Raw genomic sequence first — 15,186 nt, 5'->3', positions numbered from 1 at the left:
AGCAAAATTCTAGAGGTCAGCCCGGTGTGGCGAGCAAGCCGTGCAGCAGCAGCGACATCTGGGCGTCCAGCAACTCCTCGGCGCCCATGGTCTGGTGGCAGATGTCGTGCTCGCCGAAGGAATGCTCGTGCAGCAGCATGTGCAGCATGGGCGCGATCAGCATGTGCACCGTGGCCTCGACGGGCACGGCACGAAATTCGCCAGTACGGATGCCGCGCTCGATGAGGCCCCCGATCAGCGCCTGGGACGGCCGGATGACCTCCTCCACATAGAAACGCGCCAGCTCGGGGAAGTTGCGCGCCTCGACCATCATGATCTTGCAGACGACGCCGGCATTGCCATGGCCGACCTTGGCCCACCAGGCCTGCATCATCTGGCTCAGCAGCTCGGCGATGGAGCCCTGGTACAGCGCCGCCTGGGCAGCCGATTCGGCGATGTGCACGGACAGGTTGTCGCGCACCATGGCCTTGAAGAGCTCGTCCTTGCTGGGGTAGTAGCGGTAGAGCGTGCCCTTGGCCACGCCGGCGCGCGCCGCGATTTCCTCGCTGCGCGTGGCGGCAAAGCCCTTCTCGACGAAGAGCGCCAGGGCGGCGTCCAGCAGCTCCTGCGGGCGGGCGTCCTTGCGGCGTTGGCGGGGGGTGGCGGTGGCCAAGATGGCGAAGTTAATGACCGGAGGGTCAGTAATGTAGCCCGCCGGGCCAGGCAGCGGCAAGGGCACGCCCTGCCCGCTGGCTACACTGCGCGGCTTTGTTCGCCCCCGGAGCCGTTACGTGGATGTCATCCTGCTGATCAAAGCCGCCGTCATGGGCATCGTCGAGGGACTGACCGAGTTCCTGCCCGTCTCGTCCACGGGCCATCTGATCCTGACCGGCAGCCTGCTGGGCATGACGGATGCCAAGTCCAAGGTCTTCGATATCGCCATCCAGAGCGGCGCCATCCTGGCCGTGCTGATCGTCTACTGGGCGCGCATCCGCGAGGCCCTGGGCGGCATCACCAACAGCGCCAAACAGCAGCGCTTCGTCGCCAACATCGCCATCGGCTTCCTGCCCGCCGGCCTGGTCGGTCTGACGGTCTACAAGGCCATCAAGGCGCATCTGTTCAACGCGCCCGTCGTCGCCGGCGCTTTCATCGTCGGCGCGCTGATCATCCTGTGGGTGGAAAAACGCGCCCAGCCGGTGGCCCGCGTGCAGAGCGTGGACGACATGACGGCGCTGGACGCCCTCAAGGTCGGTCTCGTGCAATGCCTGGGCATGATCCCCGGCACCAGCCGCTCGGGCGCCACCATCATTGGCGGCATGCTGCTGGGCCTGTCGCGCAAGGCGGCGACCGACTTCTCCTTCTTCCTGGCCATCCCGACGCTGATCTCGGCCGGCGGCTACAGCCTGTGGAAGGAGCGCCACGCGCTGTCCATGGCCGACGCGCCGATGTTCGCCGTCGGTTTCATCGTCAGCTTCCTGGCCGCCTGGGCCTGCGTGCGCTGGCTGCTGCGCTACGTGGCCACCCACAACTTCGTGCCGTTTGCCTGGTATCGCATCGCCTTCGGCGTCGTCGTGCTGGCAACCTGGCTGACCGGTACGGTTATCTGGGCGGACTGAGATAATTAGGTCATGGCCATCACGATCAAGACCGCAGCCGATGTCGAAGGCATGCGCATCGCCGGGCGCCTGGCGTCCGAAGTGCTCGACATGCTCACGGCGCACGTCAAGCCGGGCGTCACCACCAACGAGCTGGACAAGCTCGCGCACGACCACATCGTCAACGTACAGCAGGGCATCCCGGCGCCGCTGAACTACTGCCCGCCCGGCTACATCCCCTACCCCAAGTCGATCTGCACCTCGGTCAACAGCCAGGTCTGCCACGGCATTCCGAATGACAAGCCGCTGAAGAACGGCGACATCGTCAATATCGACGTCACCGTCATCAAGGATGGCTGGCATGGCGACACCAGCCGCATGTTCGTCGTCGGCGAGGGCTCCATCGCGGCCAAGCGGCTGTGCGCCTTCACCTACGAGGCCATGTGGAAGGGCATCGCCAAGGTCAAACCCGGCGCGCGCCTGGGTGACATCGGCCACGCCATCCAGACCTTTGCCGAGAACGCCGGCTTCTCCATCGTGCGCGAGTTCTGCGGCCACGGCATCGGCCAGGTCTTCCATGAGGAGCCGCAGGTGCTGCACTACGGCCGCCCCGGCACGCTGGACGAACTCGTACCCGGCATGATGTTCACCATCGAGCCCATGATCAACGCCGGCCGCCGCGAGATCCGCGAGATGGGCGATGGCTGGACCATCGTCACCAAGGATCGCTCGCTTTCCGCCCAGTGGGAGCACACCATCCTCGTCACCGACACCGGCTACGAGGTCATGACGCTCTCGGCCGGCAGCCCACCGCCGCCCGCCTTCATCACGCAGGCCGCTGCGGCGACCGCGTAAGCCGTGGCCACGCTCGCCGAGCTCCGCCAGCAGTTCAAGGCGGGCAAGCAGACGCTGATCGACGACTTCCTGGCCGCGCGGCCCACGCAGGCCGGCGCCCAGACCCTGCTGCGCCGCCTGGCCCGCCATGTCGACGACGCGCTGCGCGCGCTCTGGGACGGTGCCGGCATGCCCGCGGGCTCCTGTCTTGCGGCCGTCGGCGGCTACGGCCGTGGCGAGCTCTTCCCGCATTCCGACGTCGACGTGCTCGTGCTGCTGCCCGATGGCGTCGAGGCCCATGTGCCCGGCCCGGTCAAGTCGGCCATCGAAGGTTTCATCACGGCCTGCTGGGACCTGGGCCTGGAGATCGGCTCCTCGGTGCGCACGCTGGGTGAATGCCTGTCCGAGTCCCAGGGCGACGTGACCATCCAGACGGCCCTGCTCGAAGCCCGGGCGCTGGCCGGGGACGCCAAGCTGTTCAAGCTGATGGCCAAGCGCTTCACGCAGGCCATGGACGCCAAGGCCTTCTTTCGCGCCAAGACGCTGGAGAGCCTGCAGCGCCACACCAAGTTCGACGACACGCCCTACGCGCTGGAGCCCAACTGCAAGGAAAGCCCCGGCGGCCTGCGCGACCTGCAGATGCTGATCTGGATCGCGCGCGCGGCCGGCCTGGGCAAGACCTGGAAGGCCCTGGCCCAGCGCGGCCTCATCACGGCCTTCGAGAGCAAGCAGCTGCAGCGCAACGAAGGTCAGCTGCGGCTGATCCGCGCGCGGCTGCATGCCGTCGCCGGCCGGCGCGAGGACCGTCTCGTCTTCGACCTGCAGACCGCCGTCGCCCAGAGCTTCGGCTTCGAGGGCACGGGCGCCCAGCGTGCCTCCGAGGTGCTGATGCGGCGCTACTACTGGGCGGCCAAGGCCGTCACGCAGCTGCACCAGATCCTGCTGCTGAACCTGGAGGAGCAGATCAATGGCTCCCAGCAGGGCTTGCTGCGGCCCATCGACGGCCACCCGGACTTCCTGGACCGCGGCCGCATGCTGGAGGTCGCCAGCGACGACCTGTACCAGCGCGACCCGCACGCCATCCTGCGCACCTTCCTGATCTACCAGCAGACGCCGGGCATCAAGGGCCTGTCGGCGCGCACGCTGCGGGCGCTGTACAACGCCCGCGGTCTGATGGACGCCGCCTGGCGCCGTGACCCGGTCAACCGGGCGACCTTCATGACGATGCTGCGCGAGCCCGAGGGCCAGACGCATGCCTTCCGGCTCATGAACCAGACCTCGGTGCTGGGGCGCTACCTGTGGGTGTTCCGCGCCATCGTCGGGCAGATGCAGCACGATCTCTTCCACGTCTACACCGTGGACCAGCACATCCTGATGGTGCTGCGCAATGTGCGGCGCTTCTTCGTGCCGGAGCATGCCCACGAGTACCCGTTCTGCTCGCAACTTGCCGCGCAGTTCGACACGCCCGAGCTGCTCTATATCGCCGCCCTCTTCCACGATGTGGCCAAGGGCCGCGGCGGCGACCACTCGGAGCTCGGCGCCACCGAGGTGAAGCGCTTCTGCCGCCAGCATGGGTTGAACGCGGAGGACACGGCCATGTGCGTCTTCCTCGTCGAGCACCACCTGACGATGTCGCGCGTGGCGCAGAAGGAAGACCTGTCCGACCCCGACGTCATCGCCGCCTTCGCCGCCAAGGTCGGTGACGTGCGTCGCCTGACGGCGCTGTACCTGCTGACTGTCGCCGACATCCGCGGCACCAGCCCCAAGGTCTGGAATGCCTGGAAGGGCAAGCTGCTGGAGGACCTCTACCGCATCACGCTGCGTGCCTTGGGTGGAGCCAAGATCAATCTCGACGCCGAGATCGAGGCACGCAAGGCCGAGGCCCGCCAGGACCTGGCCCTGCACTCCCAGCTTCCCGGTACCGAGGAGCCGCTGTGGAAGACGCTGGCCATCAGCTACTTCGCGCGCCATGAAGGCGCCGAGCTGGCCTGGCACGCGCGTTCGCTGTGGCGCCATGTCGAGACCCAGGTCCCCGTCGTGCGCGCGCGTCCCTCGCCCATCGGCGAGGGCTTGCAGGTCCTGGTCTACGCACCCGACCAGCAGGACCTGTTCGCCCGCATCTGCGGCTATTTCGACGGTGCCGGCTTCAGCATCCTCGATGCCAAGGTGCACACGACACGCAAGGGCTATGCGCTGGACACCTTCCAGGTCATCCGCCCCGAGGCCGACGTGCACCACCGCGACCTCGTGCCGCTGGTGGAGCAGAAGCTCAGCGCGGCGCTGCAGACCGGCGGCCCACTGCCCGAGCCGCGGCGCGGGCGCCTCTCGCGCCGCGTCAAGAGCTTCCCCTACACGCCGCGCATCTCACTGCGCCCGGACGAGCGCGCGACGGCCTGGTTGCTGACCATCTCCACCAGCGACCGCGCCGGCCTGCTCTACGCCATCGCCCGTGTGCTGGCGCGACACGGCATCAACCTGCAGCTGGCCAAGATCTCGACGCTGGGCGAGCGCGTGGAAGACACGTTCTTGCTCGACGGCCCGGCACTCCAGCAGAACAAGGCCCAGCTGCAGATCGAGAGCGAGCTGCTGGACGCGGTGTCGCTGCCGGCCTGACAAGCCCACCCCTACCGGCTTCGCTGCCGTGGCCGCCCAACGCAGCACAGCTTGAGCCGCATCAAGGCAGCCGGCGGCCGAGCACGCCACACTTGGCACCGCCATGCCCAACCGCTACAGCGAAAAGGCCCTGAGGGAGTCCCAGGCCTTCGGCGCCCGTCCCATTCCCGTGCTGCGCCCGCTGGGCTGGCTCGCGCGCGGCTGGCAGGACCTGTGGCAGGCGCCGCTGGCCTCGCTCGCCCACGGCCTGGTCATGGCCGCGTTCGGCGCCCTGCTCTTCGCGCTGGCGCGAGACCGCTTCTGGTTGCTGGCGGGCGCCTTCACCGGCTTCCTCATCATCGCGCCCATCCTGGCCACCGGCCTGTACGCGCTCAGCCGCGAGCTGGACCGGGGCGGGCAACCCGGCTGGCGCACGGTGCGCGACGCCTGGCGCCCGCGCGACGGCCGGCTCATCGTCTTCGGCGTGCTGCTGGCCTTCGCCGGCACGGGCTGGGTGCTGTGCTCCGCGGCCTTCGTGACCGGCTTTGCCGCCGACCCCATCCACAGCCCGCGCGACTTCCTGCTCAAGGTCGTGATGAACGACGAATCCCGGCTCTTCGAGACCTGGCTCATGCTGGGTGCGGTGCTCGCCGCGCCGGTTTTCGCCTCCACCGTCGTGGCCATCCCGGCGCTGGTAGACCTGCCTCCGCACAAGCTGGGCGTGCTCGGCGCGGTGTTCACGAGCTGGAAGGTCGTGCTGGCGCACCCCGCCCCCATGGCGCTCTGGGCCGCCCTCCTCCTCGCATTGACGCTGCTGGGCATGGCCACCGCGCTGCTGGGCCTGATCCTCGTCGTGCCTTGGCTGGGCCACGCGAGCTGGCACGCCTACCGCGACCTTGTCACCCGCCGGGACTGAACCATGTGGGGCTACACCGAAGCCGAGATCGCGCAGTTCGGCCTGACCTTCGGGGTTGGCGCCTTCATGCTCTACATGGTGTTCATCATCCTGCAGCTGGCGCGCGAGTCCAAGGCGGGTCGCTTCGGCACCTTCGTGCTGCTGCTGGGCCTGGGCTTCGGCCTTGTCGGCTTCGCGGCCAAGGGCGTCATCAAGTACTTCCTGTCCGGAGCCATCGGATGAAGCCGCCCTCTGCGGCAAGCCGCACCTTGAAGCACAGCCATTTCGAGGACGCCCAGGCCCTGCTCACCGGCACGCTGTTCGCCGCGCTGGGCGTGGCCCTGTTCAAGCAGGCCGGCCTGCTCAGTGGCGGCACGGTCGGCATCGCCTTCCTGCTGCACTACGCCTTCGGCTGGTCGTTCGGCCTGCTGTTCTTTGCCATCAACCTGCCGTTCTATGCGCTGGCCTGGCGTCGCATGGGAGTTGCGTTCACGGTGAAGAGCCTGCTGGCCGTCGCGCTGCTGGCGGCGCTCGCCGAGGCCTTGCCCGGCTGGCTGAGCATCAGCCAGCTCAACCCCTGGTTCGGCGCCATCGGCGGCGGGCTGCTCGTGGGCGCGGGGCTGATCATCCTGTTCCGCCACCGGGCGTCCCTCGGTGGGCTCAACGTGCTGGTGCTGTGGCTGCAGGAAACGCGCGGCTGGCGTGCCGGCTATCTGCAGGCCGGCCTGGACACGGCCATCCTGCTCGCCGCCCTGCCCCTGGTGCCGCTGGATCGCATCGGCCTGTCGCTGCTGGGCATGGCGGCCATCAACGCGGCCCTGGCCATCAACCACCGACCCGGCCGCTACGTGGCGACCTGAGCGTCACGCCAGATCACCGGCAAGGCTGGCCAGTGTCTCGGGCGTGATCTGCACGTGTGCGGGGTAGTGGGTGTGATCGCAGCCGAGCTTCACGCTCGCGCCCGCCTTGAGCGCCTGCCGCATGGCCGGTGTGAGCTCGAAGCGCACGAAGTGCACGGCCGAGGTCTTCTCGTCGTTCTCGCGGTCCAGGTCCTCGTCGGCGATGGCATAGACGCGCGGCTGGCCCTCCACCTCGATGAACATCCGGTCCTCCACGCCGATCAGCCGCGCCAGCTCCCGCTTGCGTTCGTTGGGGTCGGGATATTCGATGAGGAGCGTCCCCTTCCAGTTCGTGCCGTCGGGCACCAGCGGCGCATAGGCATCGATCTCGCCCTGGATGCCCTCTTCCTCGAAGATCTTCTCGATGCGCAGCATCTCCTGGATCTGGTAGCGAATGGTGCGCTCGTCCTCGAACTGCAGGTTCAGGTGCTCGCCCAGCTGCACGCTGCGCAGCCGGCGGTGGGCGACGATTGAACCCTTCTCGGTCTTGCGGAACTTCGCATAGGCCTCCAGCGTCATCAGGCTGTCTTTGGTGATCATGGCAAGCCGTAAGCAGTACGCATCAAGGTCAGTGGGTGAGCCAGGGCCTTGGCCGGCGTGCCGGCCTGCGCCATGCCCTGGGCGATGTGGTGGCCGGCCAGCGCACAGTCGCTGGCGATGAAGTCGGGCTCGTCCTTGGCCATGGCCTTGAACACCGGCTTGCCGATCTTCATCGCGACCGGGTGAGTGGGCGTCTTCACGCCATAGGTGCCCGCATGGCCCGAACAGCGCTCGACGGTGTTGAGCTTGACCTCCACGCTCCGGCCGATCAGCCTGAACATTTCCTCGGTCTTGCGGCCGATCTTCTGCACCCGGCCGTGGCAGGGTACGTGGTATGACACCCTGCCCAGGGCTTGCTTGAAATCGGTCCGCAGCAAACCGTCCTTGTGGCGGGCGACGAGGTATTCGAACGGGTCCCACATCGCGTCCTGCACGAGCCTCACCGCATCCTCCTCAGGAAACATCAGCGGCAGCTCCTGCTTGAACATCAGCGTGCAACTCGGGATGGCCGACAGGATGGCGAAGCCGTCCTTGGCATAGGGCGCCAGCGTGGCGATATTGGCCGTCTTGTGCTTCTCCACCGTGGCCAGGTCGCCGAGCTCCAGCTTGGGCATGCCGCAGCAGGCTTCCTTTTCGACGAGGACATAGGGAATGGCGTTGTGCTCCAGCACCTTGAGCAGGTCAAAGCCGATGCCGGGCTCGTTGTAGTTGACGTAGCAGGTCGAGAAGATGGCCACCTTGCCCGGCGTGCGCTCGCCGTTGGTGACGACTTGCGTCTGCGCCTTGGGCGCGCTCCAGCGAAAGCGCTGTGTCGCCAGCGCCGGCAGCCAGGCATCAGGGTGCACGCCCAACTGCTTGTCCATCAGCTTGCGCGCGAACTTCGTGCGGTTCACGGCGTTGGCAACCTGCACAACGATGGGAATGCCGGCGAACTGGCCGTGCACGTCGGTGGAGGCCAGGAACTTCTCGCCGCCGCCGACCTCGCCCTTGCCGAATTTGATCGCCTTGGCACGCAGCATGGTGTGTGGGAAGTCGACATTCCACGGGTGCGGCGGCACATAGGGGCACTTGGTCATGTAGCAGAGGTCGCACAGATAACACTGGTCGACGACCTTCCAGAAATCCCGCTTGTTCACGCCATCCAACTCGCCGGTCTTGCCCTCGTCGATGAGATCGAACAGCGTCGGGAAGCTCTGGCACAGCGACACGCAGCGCCGGCAGCCGTGGCAGATGTCAAAGATGCGCTCCATCTCGTGGAGGCATGCCGCCTCGTCGTTGAACTCGGCGCTCTTCCAGTCGAGGGCGTGGCGAGTCGGCGCCTCGAGATTGCCTTCCCTGATGCTCATCGCGGCTCCTGGCCAAAAGGAAGGCGGCCGCTGGATTCAGCGGCCGCTCGATGGACCGCTCAGTCCACCAGTGCGTCCAACGCCTTCTGATACCGGTTGGCATGGGACCGCTCGGCCTTGGCGAGCGTCTCGAACCAGTCGGCGATCTCGTCGAAGCCCTCGTCGCGCGCTGTTCGGGCCATGCCTGGGTACATGTCGGTGTACTCGTGTGTTTCACCGGCGACGGCGGCCGCCAGGTTCTGGCGGCTGCTGCCAATCGGCAGCCCGGTGGCGGGGTCGCCCACGGCCTCCAGGAATTCGAGATGCCCGTGGGCGTGGCCCGTCTCACCCTCGGCGGTGGAACGGAACAACGCGGCCACGTCGTTCTGGCCCTCGATGTCGGCCTTGTTCGCGAAGTAGAGGTAGCGGCGGTTGGCCTGGGATTCGCCCGCGAAGGCGTCTTTCAGGTGCTGCTCGGTCTTGGAACCTTTCAAGCTCATCGCAGTCTCCGTTGGGGGTGGGGAGACGAGGACGCTACTCCTGTGCGGCCAGGCTCAGCCAATCGATAGCTTCAATGCACCTCATAGCAGGCCGCTATACCAACGCAGGCCCAGCAGTTGGCGCGCCAGTTGGTGGGAGCGGCCCTGGGGGTCCGCCAGGTCGTGCAGCACGGTGAAATGGTTGCAGCCCGGCAGCGCCTCGCAGACGGGCACGGCGCGCGTCCCCCAGGCGGACCGGATCAATTGGTTCTGGCGCTGGTATTCCTCGCTCTCCTGCTCGCCCACGAGGGCGATCAGCGTCTGCGGGGCGCGCGGTGGCGGGAAGTGCACGGGGCTCAGCCGCCGCACGCTGGCCGCATCCAGCTGGAGATCGGCCTGCAGGAAGGGCACGCGCAACAGCGGCGCGAGGTCATGCAGGCCCGAGACGGACATGGCGCCCTGCACCAGGCGTCGCGGCAGGTCGGTGCCCACGCGCTTCCAGTCGCAGCAGCTCAGCATCGCCGCCAGATGGCCACCCGCCGAATGCCCGACCAGGACGATGCGACTGGGGTCCCCGCCCAGCCGGGCCCCGTGCCGCCAGGCCCAGGCGACGGCCTCGGTGAGCTGCATGGCGATGCGCTCGATGCCGACGTCGGGGCAGAGGTCGTAGTTCGGCACGACGACCAGGGCGCCCTCGTCCGTGAAGCTCGCGGCCAGGAAGGAATAGTCCGACTTGTCCAGCGACCGCCAGTAGCCGCCGTGGATGACGATGAGGATGGGCGCGAAGCCGCCGCCAAAGGCCGGGTCGGGCGTGAAGACGTCCAGCGTCTGCATGGGATCGGCCCCGTAGCGCAGGTCGAGGTGGCAGCTGGAGCGTTCCCGCGTCAGCGCGGAGGCCTGGGCCCAGCGCCCCAGGATGTCGGCGCTGTCGGTCACGCGTTGGCGATTGTTGTACTGGGCCTCGAACCAGGTCGTCGGCTTGCGGGGCGTCATGGGCCAAGACGATAGCAGCCACTTCCCGTGGCTATACTTTCCCGGTCGCGTGGGGGGGTAGCTCAGCTGGGAGAGCGCCGCGTTCGCAATGCGGAGGTCGGGAGTTCGATCCTCCTCCTCTCCACCAACCGATCATCCTGAGCGATCCCGCATCGCCGCAGGAACCAAAAGGCCCTTGAGCATCAATGCTCCAGGGCTTTTTCTTTTTCTCGCGATCAAGTCATCCTGCGGCGCCGGAGATGCCCGCGTCCTTCCACGCAGCACATGACTTTTGATCGGGGCATGCCGTCCTGGCGGTGCTTCCTGTCGCCATCAATGTCATCAGATGTAAACCCAAATGACATCGATAACATTAAGCCGCACAGTGCGGGACATCAGCAGCCGGCGAGGGTCGCGCCGGCTCGAAAACCCACAACGACCAACGGAGACAACCCATGAACCGCTACCCAGCTGCGGCACGTACCGCAACGAAGCCGATCGGCCTCGCCCCGTCCAAGCCCTCTTTCATCCGCACGCTTGGGAGCCCGCTGCGGGCATGACGCCGACAGCTTCGGTTGGACACCAGCCGCACAAGCGATGGACGAGTTAGCAAAGACCTTCGTCGCCGATGGCGGATACGCCAAAGCTTAGCCTTCAGTCCAGCAGCGAGAAATGCCCAAGGACGAGCAAGAGACGGCGCGCTCATCGACGACACGCCGCTTGCATGTAAGCGATTTCAATGTCCCTGAAACGAGGCTGCTGCCAAAAAACGGCGCGTCGATCGCCGTTTGCAGACGTAGGCTGCGCACCCCGAGCAGTTTGAGCGAGGAGCTAGTTGCATCATGACGAGCGGACCCGTTGATGAGATGGCCTATGGCCCGGTGACGCAATTGCTTCGGAAATGGGCCGAGGGCGATGGCCAGGCGTTCGAGCGCTTGATTCCGCTTGTCTATGACGATCTGCGTCATCTCGCGCGCCGCCATCTGCGCGGCGAGCGCTCAGGTCACACGCTCCAGGGCACCGGCCTGGTCCACGAAGCCTTCCTGCGGTTGTCGCAGGAACGCGCAGTGCAGTGGAAGTCGCGCTCCCAACTCTTTGCGCTGATCTCCAAGCTGATGCGCCACATCCTGGTCGACCATGCCCGCGCGCGCCAGACAGGCAAGCGAGGCGGCGGCCAGATCGCCGTGAGCCTGGAGGAACTTCATGAGTTGCCCACGGATTGGGACCAATCGATCCAGGCGGGCGAGCTGGCACTCAACATCCTCACGCTCGACCAGTGCCTGCAACGGCTGGAACGCCTCGACCCGCAGCAGAACCAGGTCGTTGAGCTGCGCTACTTCGGCGGGCTCAGCATCGACGAGACCGCCGAGGCGCTGGGCATTTCTCCGGCCACGGTGAAGCGGGAATGGGTGACGGCGCGGGCCTGGCTGCTGCGCGAAATGGCGCGGCCTGCTGCTGTCGCCTCGCGCCGGGAAGTTCTTTCCGCTGTCGCGCCGGCATGAGCTTGCACTGCCGTCCCGGGAGGCAACGGCATTGAGCGCATCGATGGAAGCCGAGCTGTGGCAACGGGCCAAGGCAGTCGTGGCCGACGCCATGGAGCGTCCGGCGAGCGAGCGCAAGGCTTTCGTGCGGCATGCCAGCGCCGGCGACTCGACGTTGATGCGCGAAGTCGAAGACCTGCTTGAAGCCGCCGGCGCTGTGGCAAGTCCCCTGGATGCGCCGCCCGCTGAATTCATGCTCGAGGCGCTGGGGCAGCGCGCGACCGGGACATGGGTTGGGCGAACACTGGGTGCCTATCGGCTCGTGTCGCTGATTGCCCGCGGCGGCATGGGCGAGGTGTACCTCGGTGAGCGCGCTGACGGCCAGTACGAGCAGCAGGTGGCGGTCAAGGTGATGAGGGCGGATGCCGACCAGGCCGTTGCCCTGGAACCGTTCTGGGCCGAGCGGCGCATCCTGGCCTCGCTCGACCATCCCAACCTCGCCAAACTGATCGACGCCGGCGTCACGGGCGACGGCGCGCCGTGGTTTGTCATGGAACTCGTTCAAGGCGACGCCATCGACACCTACTGCGACGGTCGCGGGCTTGGCGTGGAAGATCGGCTGCGGCTCTTTGTCACCGTCTGCCAGGTGGTGGGTTATCTGCACGGACGCGGCGTGGTGCACCGCGATCTGAAGCCGAGCAACATCCATGTGCGCGGCGATGGCACGGTCAAGTTGCTGGACTTCGGCATCGCCGAGCAGCTGCATCCGGTGCAGGCCGACAACCAGCACACGGATGGAATCCACCGCATCCTGACGCCCGAATACGCCAGCCCCGAGCAGATCCGCGGCGAGCCGGTCACGCCGGCGAGCGACGTCTTCTCGCTGGGCGTGGTGCTGTATCGGTTGCTCGCCCGGACGAGTCCCTATGCTCGCGGCGTCGGCGACGTCTCGCCGGGCCAGGCCATCCTCGAAGACGGCCCGCCTTGGCCAAGCCGGGCCGTCGATGCCAGCCTGACCGGTGCCGGCACACTCAGGCGGCAGCTGCGCGGTGGCCTGGATGCGGTGGTGATGAAAGCCCTGCACAAGTCGCCGGCGCAGCGCTATGCCAACGCGGCGGAACTGGCTGACGATCTCTCCCGGCACCTGCAAGGCCTCGCGGTGCAGGCTCGGCCCCATGCGCGGCGCTACCGCATCGGCCTCTTCCTGCGGCGCCACCGTGTGGCGCTCTCTGCGTCCCTGCTGGTTCTCGTGGCCGCCTCCACCGTGGCGGCCTATGAGGCCTACGAAGCGCGCCGGCAGAAGGCCCGTGCGGAGCAGCACTTCGCCGACGTCCGCAAGCTGGCCACCCTCATGCTGCGCGACCTTCAGAAGGCCATCGCGCCGCTGCCAGGGGGCACGGCGGCGCGGCGGATGGTCGTGCAGAACGCGCTCGACTCGCTGCGGCATTTGAGCGCCGAAGCCGCCGGGGACGCTGAGCTGCAGATCGAGCTGGCCGGCGGCTACCGCAACATCGGCGACATCCAGGGCCGCCCGTACTCGGCCAACCTCGGTGACCCGAAGAGCGCGCGCGACAGCTACGACCGCGGCATCGCGCTGGTGAAGAACCTCGTCGGCAACCCGCGGGTCGCCGAGCCGAGCCAGGCCCATGCCGCGGCCACGCTCGCCCAGCTGTATCAGCGCAAGGGCACGCTGCTGGCCTCCCAGGATGACGACGCCGCGGCGGAGTCACTGGTGGCCCAGGGGGTCGAGCTGATGGACACGTTGGCCGCACATGGCCAGCTGGATCCCGATCTGCAGACCACCCATGCCGCGATGCATTCCCAGCTCGCGCAGGTCCAGCGTTTCGTTGACAAGGTGGAGCCCTTCTTCAAGAGCCTGGCAACCGCCCGGCGCCTGTATCTGGCCATCCTCGCTAGCCGGCCTGGCGATGAGACGGCCACATCCGGCCTGGCCACCACCTACCTGGAAGAAGGCACCTACTACTTCGAACGCGATGAGGAGGCTGCGACGGTGCAGCTGGCCATCGCGGCGTTCCGGCGCGCCCTCGAGCTGCAAGGGCCGGTCGTGCAAAGGCATGGCGATGATGCGCGCCTGCAGCGCAATTTCGCGGCCCACCACGCCAATCTGGCCGCGGCCCTGATGCGCGCCAAGCAGCCACGTGACGCGGCCAACGCCTACCGGCAGGCGGTCCAGATCCTGTCCGAACTGAGCGGCCGGGACCCCAGCAACGCACAACTGCGCGCCGAGGTGGCCATCGTCACCGGTTCGATGAGCAAGGCGCTGCTGGCCAACGGCGATGCGGCGGCCGCCGTAGCAGCGGCGCAGCGGGCGGTGGAGGGCTACAACAGCCTGCCAGAAGGCTCATTGCGCGACCTGAACACACGCTACAAGCAGGGCGTGGCCCACTACCTGCTGGGCCAGGCGCTTGCCGCCGGCCACCAGAACGCCCGAGCATGCGCCGCGTGGCGACGCAGCCTGGTCATCCTGCGCGACGTGCAGAGCCGCAACGGCATTGGCCGGACCGACACCACGCCGGCCGTCGTGTCGCAGTCACTGCAGCGCTGCGACTAAAGCGTATCCAGCTGAAACGCCATGAGCCGGTCGCTCCGCGTTTCTCGCCTTATGCGGTATCTGGAACTGATGCGCAGCCGAGGTGTTTGGCATGGGAATGTTGATGTCTTTGGGAGCGGCGTTCGGCCGTGGCGACCATCCGCTTCCGCCCGGAGCGAACGGCACCACGCCGGTATTGCTGCACGACGAGCCGCCAGGGTTGCAACGAGACCTGACCCAGCCGCGGCTGCAGCCGGCGCTGCTCGTCGCGCTGATGGCGGCAGAGACACCCGAGCTGCGCCAACGCTCGGTGAAGGCGCTGCTGCAGTCGCTCGGCTTTGAATGGCTGGGCTACGGCTGTTTCAGCCAGGCGGGAGACCGCCCCGTGCCGCGGTCGTTCTGCACGACCTACGCGGATCCCGCCTGGACGGAACGCTACTTCGCCGAGACCTATCACCTGGTCGACCCGCGGTTGCAGCGCGTGCCCGAATCCGGCCTGCCGGTCATGTGGACGCTGGACGAGCTGCAAGCCGAGGCCGAGACGCCTTCCTACCTGCAGGGCCTGCGCCAGCGCTTCTTCGACGACCTGCGCGCCACCGGTGCCGGCAGCGGCGTGATGATGGGCCTGCCGAGCTTGCCGGGCCGTGATCGGCACATCATCAGCCTGATCTCGAAACGACCGGGCCGCGACTGGATGACCGATGCGGTGCTGGGCCAGGTCCTGACCCTGGCCCTGTGCCTGCACGAGTTCTACAGCCGCTATACGCTGGCACCGCAAGCGGACGGCCTGCGCAGCGCCGCCGGCGCGCTGACGCCGCTGCAGAACGAGATCCTGGCGCGGCTGGCGCGCGGCCTGCCCGACAAGCTCATCGCCGCGCAACTCGACCTCTCGTTGCACAACGTCGATTACCACATGCGCCAGCTGCGCAAGCGCTTCGGCGTGCGCAACCGCCTGCAGCTGATGCAGGCCGCGCTGGGGCCGGCGCCTCACGCCGCCTGAGCCCTGACGGCGGCCCGCACGGGGCCGCTGCGCCGACGGCTGAA

General features: G+C 67.4%; 14 protein-coding genes and 1 tRNA gene. 10 read left to right on the top strand and 5 right to left on the bottom strand.

Annotation, left to right across the window (positions count from 1 at the left end; genetic code table 11):
* Positions 1-16: 16 nt before the first annotated feature.
* Positions 17-652: a TetR/AcrR family transcriptional regulator gene (locus tag ASC91_RS05350; RefSeq protein WP_235531847.1), complete on the bottom strand. Its 636-nt coding sequence runs from the start codon at positions 650-652 to the stop codon at positions 17-19.
* Between the two features lie 118 nt (positions 653-770).
* On the opposite strand from ASC91_RS05350, the gene ASC91_RS05345 reads away from it, so the two are divergent.
* The 6 genes from ASC91_RS05345 to ASC91_RS05320 all read left to right on the top strand — a co-directional run bounded on the left by ASC91_RS05345 (position 771) and on the right by ASC91_RS05320 (position 6,755).
* Positions 771-1,595 (top strand): undecaprenyl-diphosphate phosphatase, encoded by an 825-nt coding sequence (locus ASC91_RS05345; RefSeq protein WP_056193396.1) that lies wholly within the window; start codon positions 771-773, stop codon positions 1,593-1,595.
* Between the two features lie 12 nt (positions 1,596-1,607).
* Complete coding sequence (gene map / locus ASC91_RS05340) at positions 1,608-2,429, top strand: type I methionyl aminopeptidase (protein WP_056193392.1); 822 nt, start codon at positions 1,608-1,610, stop codon at positions 2,427-2,429.
* Positions 2,430-2,432: 3 nt separating this feature from the next.
* Positions 2,433-5,021 carry a [protein-PII] uridylyltransferase gene (locus ASC91_RS05335; protein ID WP_056193389.1) on the top strand — a complete coding sequence of 863 codons (2,589 nt, stop codon included), beginning with the start codon at positions 2,433-2,435 and terminating at the stop codon, positions 5,019-5,021.
* Positions 5,022-5,124: 103 nt separating this feature from the next.
* Positions 5,125-5,916: a DUF2189 domain-containing protein gene (locus ASC91_RS05330; RefSeq protein ID WP_056193386.1), complete on the top strand. Its 792-nt coding sequence runs from the start codon at positions 5,125-5,127 to the stop codon at positions 5,914-5,916.
* A gap of 3 nt (positions 5,917-5,919) precedes the next feature.
* On the top strand, positions 5,920-6,138 hold the full coding sequence (locus ASC91_RS05325) for a DUF2788 domain-containing protein (protein ID WP_056193383.1): 219 nt from the start codon (positions 5,920-5,922) through the stop codon (positions 6,136-6,138).
* Positions 6,135-6,755: a YitT family protein gene (locus ASC91_RS05320; RefSeq protein WP_056193380.1), complete on the top strand. Its 621-nt coding sequence runs from the start codon at positions 6,135-6,137 to the stop codon at positions 6,753-6,755. Before ASC91_RS05325 ends, ASC91_RS05320 begins: the two co-directional genes overlap by 4 nt.
* 3 nt (positions 6,756-6,758) lie before the next feature.
* Here ASC91_RS05320 and ASC91_RS05315 read toward each other — a convergent pair whose 3' ends face one another.
* From ASC91_RS05315 to ASC91_RS05300, 4 genes are all read right to left on the bottom strand, one after another.
* Complete coding sequence (locus ASC91_RS05315; RefSeq protein WP_056193377.1) at positions 6,759-7,334, bottom strand: DUF3501 family protein; 576 nt, start codon at positions 7,332-7,334, stop codon at positions 6,759-6,761.
* Entirely contained in the window at positions 7,331-8,680 is a 1,350-nt protein-coding gene (locus ASC91_RS05310; protein WP_056193374.1) for a heterodisulfide reductase-related iron-sulfur binding cluster, read from the bottom strand. Before ASC91_RS05310 ends, ASC91_RS05315 begins: the two co-directional genes overlap by 4 nt.
* 59 nt (positions 8,681-8,739) lie before the next feature.
* Entirely contained in the window at positions 8,740-9,159 is a 420-nt protein-coding gene (locus ASC91_RS05305) for a rubrerythrin family protein (protein ID WP_056193371.1), read from the bottom strand.
* A gap of 81 nt (positions 9,160-9,240) precedes the next feature.
* Complete coding sequence (locus tag ASC91_RS05300) at positions 9,241-10,131, bottom strand: alpha/beta hydrolase (RefSeq protein ID WP_056193368.1); 891 nt, start codon at positions 10,129-10,131, stop codon at positions 9,241-9,243.
* 51 nt (positions 10,132-10,182) lie between these two features.
* Here ASC91_RS05300 and ASC91_RS05295 point away from each other — a divergent pair.
* From ASC91_RS05295 to ASC91_RS05280, 4 genes are all read left to right on the top strand, one after another.
* Positions 10,183-10,258: transfer RNA gene (locus ASC91_RS05295), tRNA-Ala, on the top strand.
* A gap of 718 nt (positions 10,259-10,976) precedes the next feature.
* Positions 10,977-11,612 carry a sigma-70 family RNA polymerase sigma factor gene (locus ASC91_RS05290; protein WP_056193365.1) on the top strand — a complete coding sequence of 212 codons (636 nt, stop codon included), beginning with the start codon at positions 10,977-10,979 and terminating at the stop codon, positions 11,610-11,612.
* A gap of 31 nt (positions 11,613-11,643) precedes the next feature.
* The gene (locus ASC91_RS05285; RefSeq protein ID WP_157281187.1) at positions 11,644-14,163 is read left to right on the top strand and encodes a serine/threonine-protein kinase; all 2,520 of its coding nucleotides are present in this window, start codon (positions 11,644-11,646) and stop codon (positions 14,161-14,163) included.
* Between the two features lie 103 nt (positions 14,164-14,266).
* The gene (locus ASC91_RS05280; RefSeq protein ID WP_162247741.1) at positions 14,267-15,142 is read left to right on the top strand and encodes a LuxR family transcriptional regulator; all 876 of its coding nucleotides are present in this window, start codon (positions 14,267-14,269) and stop codon (positions 15,140-15,142) included.
* The last annotated feature ends 44 nt before the right edge of the window (positions 15,143-15,186 follow it).

The sequence above is a fragment of the Pelomonas sp. Root1237 genome (assembly GCF_001425055.1).
Taxonomy (GTDB): Bacteria; Pseudomonadota; Gammaproteobacteria; order Burkholderiales; family Burkholderiaceae_C; genus Pelomonas.
The sequence above is the reverse complement of the archived record's forward strand: the minus strand, read 5'-3'. Positions and strand labels throughout refer to the sequence as shown.

What these genes read in the sequence shown, in the direction of transcription:
- map (WP_056193392.1), top strand. Translation starts at nt 1,608, where the DNA reads ATGGCCATCACGATCAAGACCGCAGCCGATGTCGAAGGCATGCGCATC.
- ASC91_RS05330 (WP_056193386.1), top strand. Translation starts at nt 5,125, where the DNA reads ATGCCCAACCGCTACAGCGAAAAGGCCCTGAGGGAGTCCCAGGCCTTC.
- ASC91_RS05280 (WP_162247741.1), top strand. Translation starts at nt 14,267, where the DNA reads ATGTCTTTGGGAGCGGCGTTCGGCCGTGGCGACCATCCGCTTCCGCCC.
- ASC91_RS05310 (WP_056193374.1), bottom strand. Translation starts at nt 8,680, where the DNA reads ATGAGCATCAGGGAAGGCAATCTCGAGGCGCCGACTCGCCACGCCCTC.
- ASC91_RS05290 (WP_056193365.1), top strand. Translation starts at nt 10,977, where the DNA reads ATGGCCTATGGCCCGGTGACGCAATTGCTTCGGAAATGGGCCGAGGGC.
- ASC91_RS05325 (WP_056193383.1), top strand. Translation starts at nt 5,920, where the DNA reads ATGTGGGGCTACACCGAAGCCGAGATCGCGCAGTTCGGCCTGACCTTC.
- ASC91_RS05300 (WP_056193368.1), bottom strand. Translation starts at nt 10,131, where the DNA reads ATGACGCCCCGCAAGCCGACGACCTGGTTCGAGGCCCAGTACAACAAT.
- ASC91_RS05320 (WP_056193380.1), top strand. Translation starts at nt 6,135, where the DNA reads ATGAAGCCGCCCTCTGCGGCAAGCCGCACCTTGAAGCACAGCCATTTC.
- ASC91_RS05315 (WP_056193377.1), bottom strand. Translation starts at nt 7,334, where the DNA reads ATGATCACCAAAGACAGCCTGATGACGCTGGAGGCCTATGCGAAGTTC.
- ASC91_RS05305 (WP_056193371.1), bottom strand. Translation starts at nt 9,159, where the DNA reads ATGAGCTTGAAAGGTTCCAAGACCGAGCAGCACCTGAAAGACGCCTTC.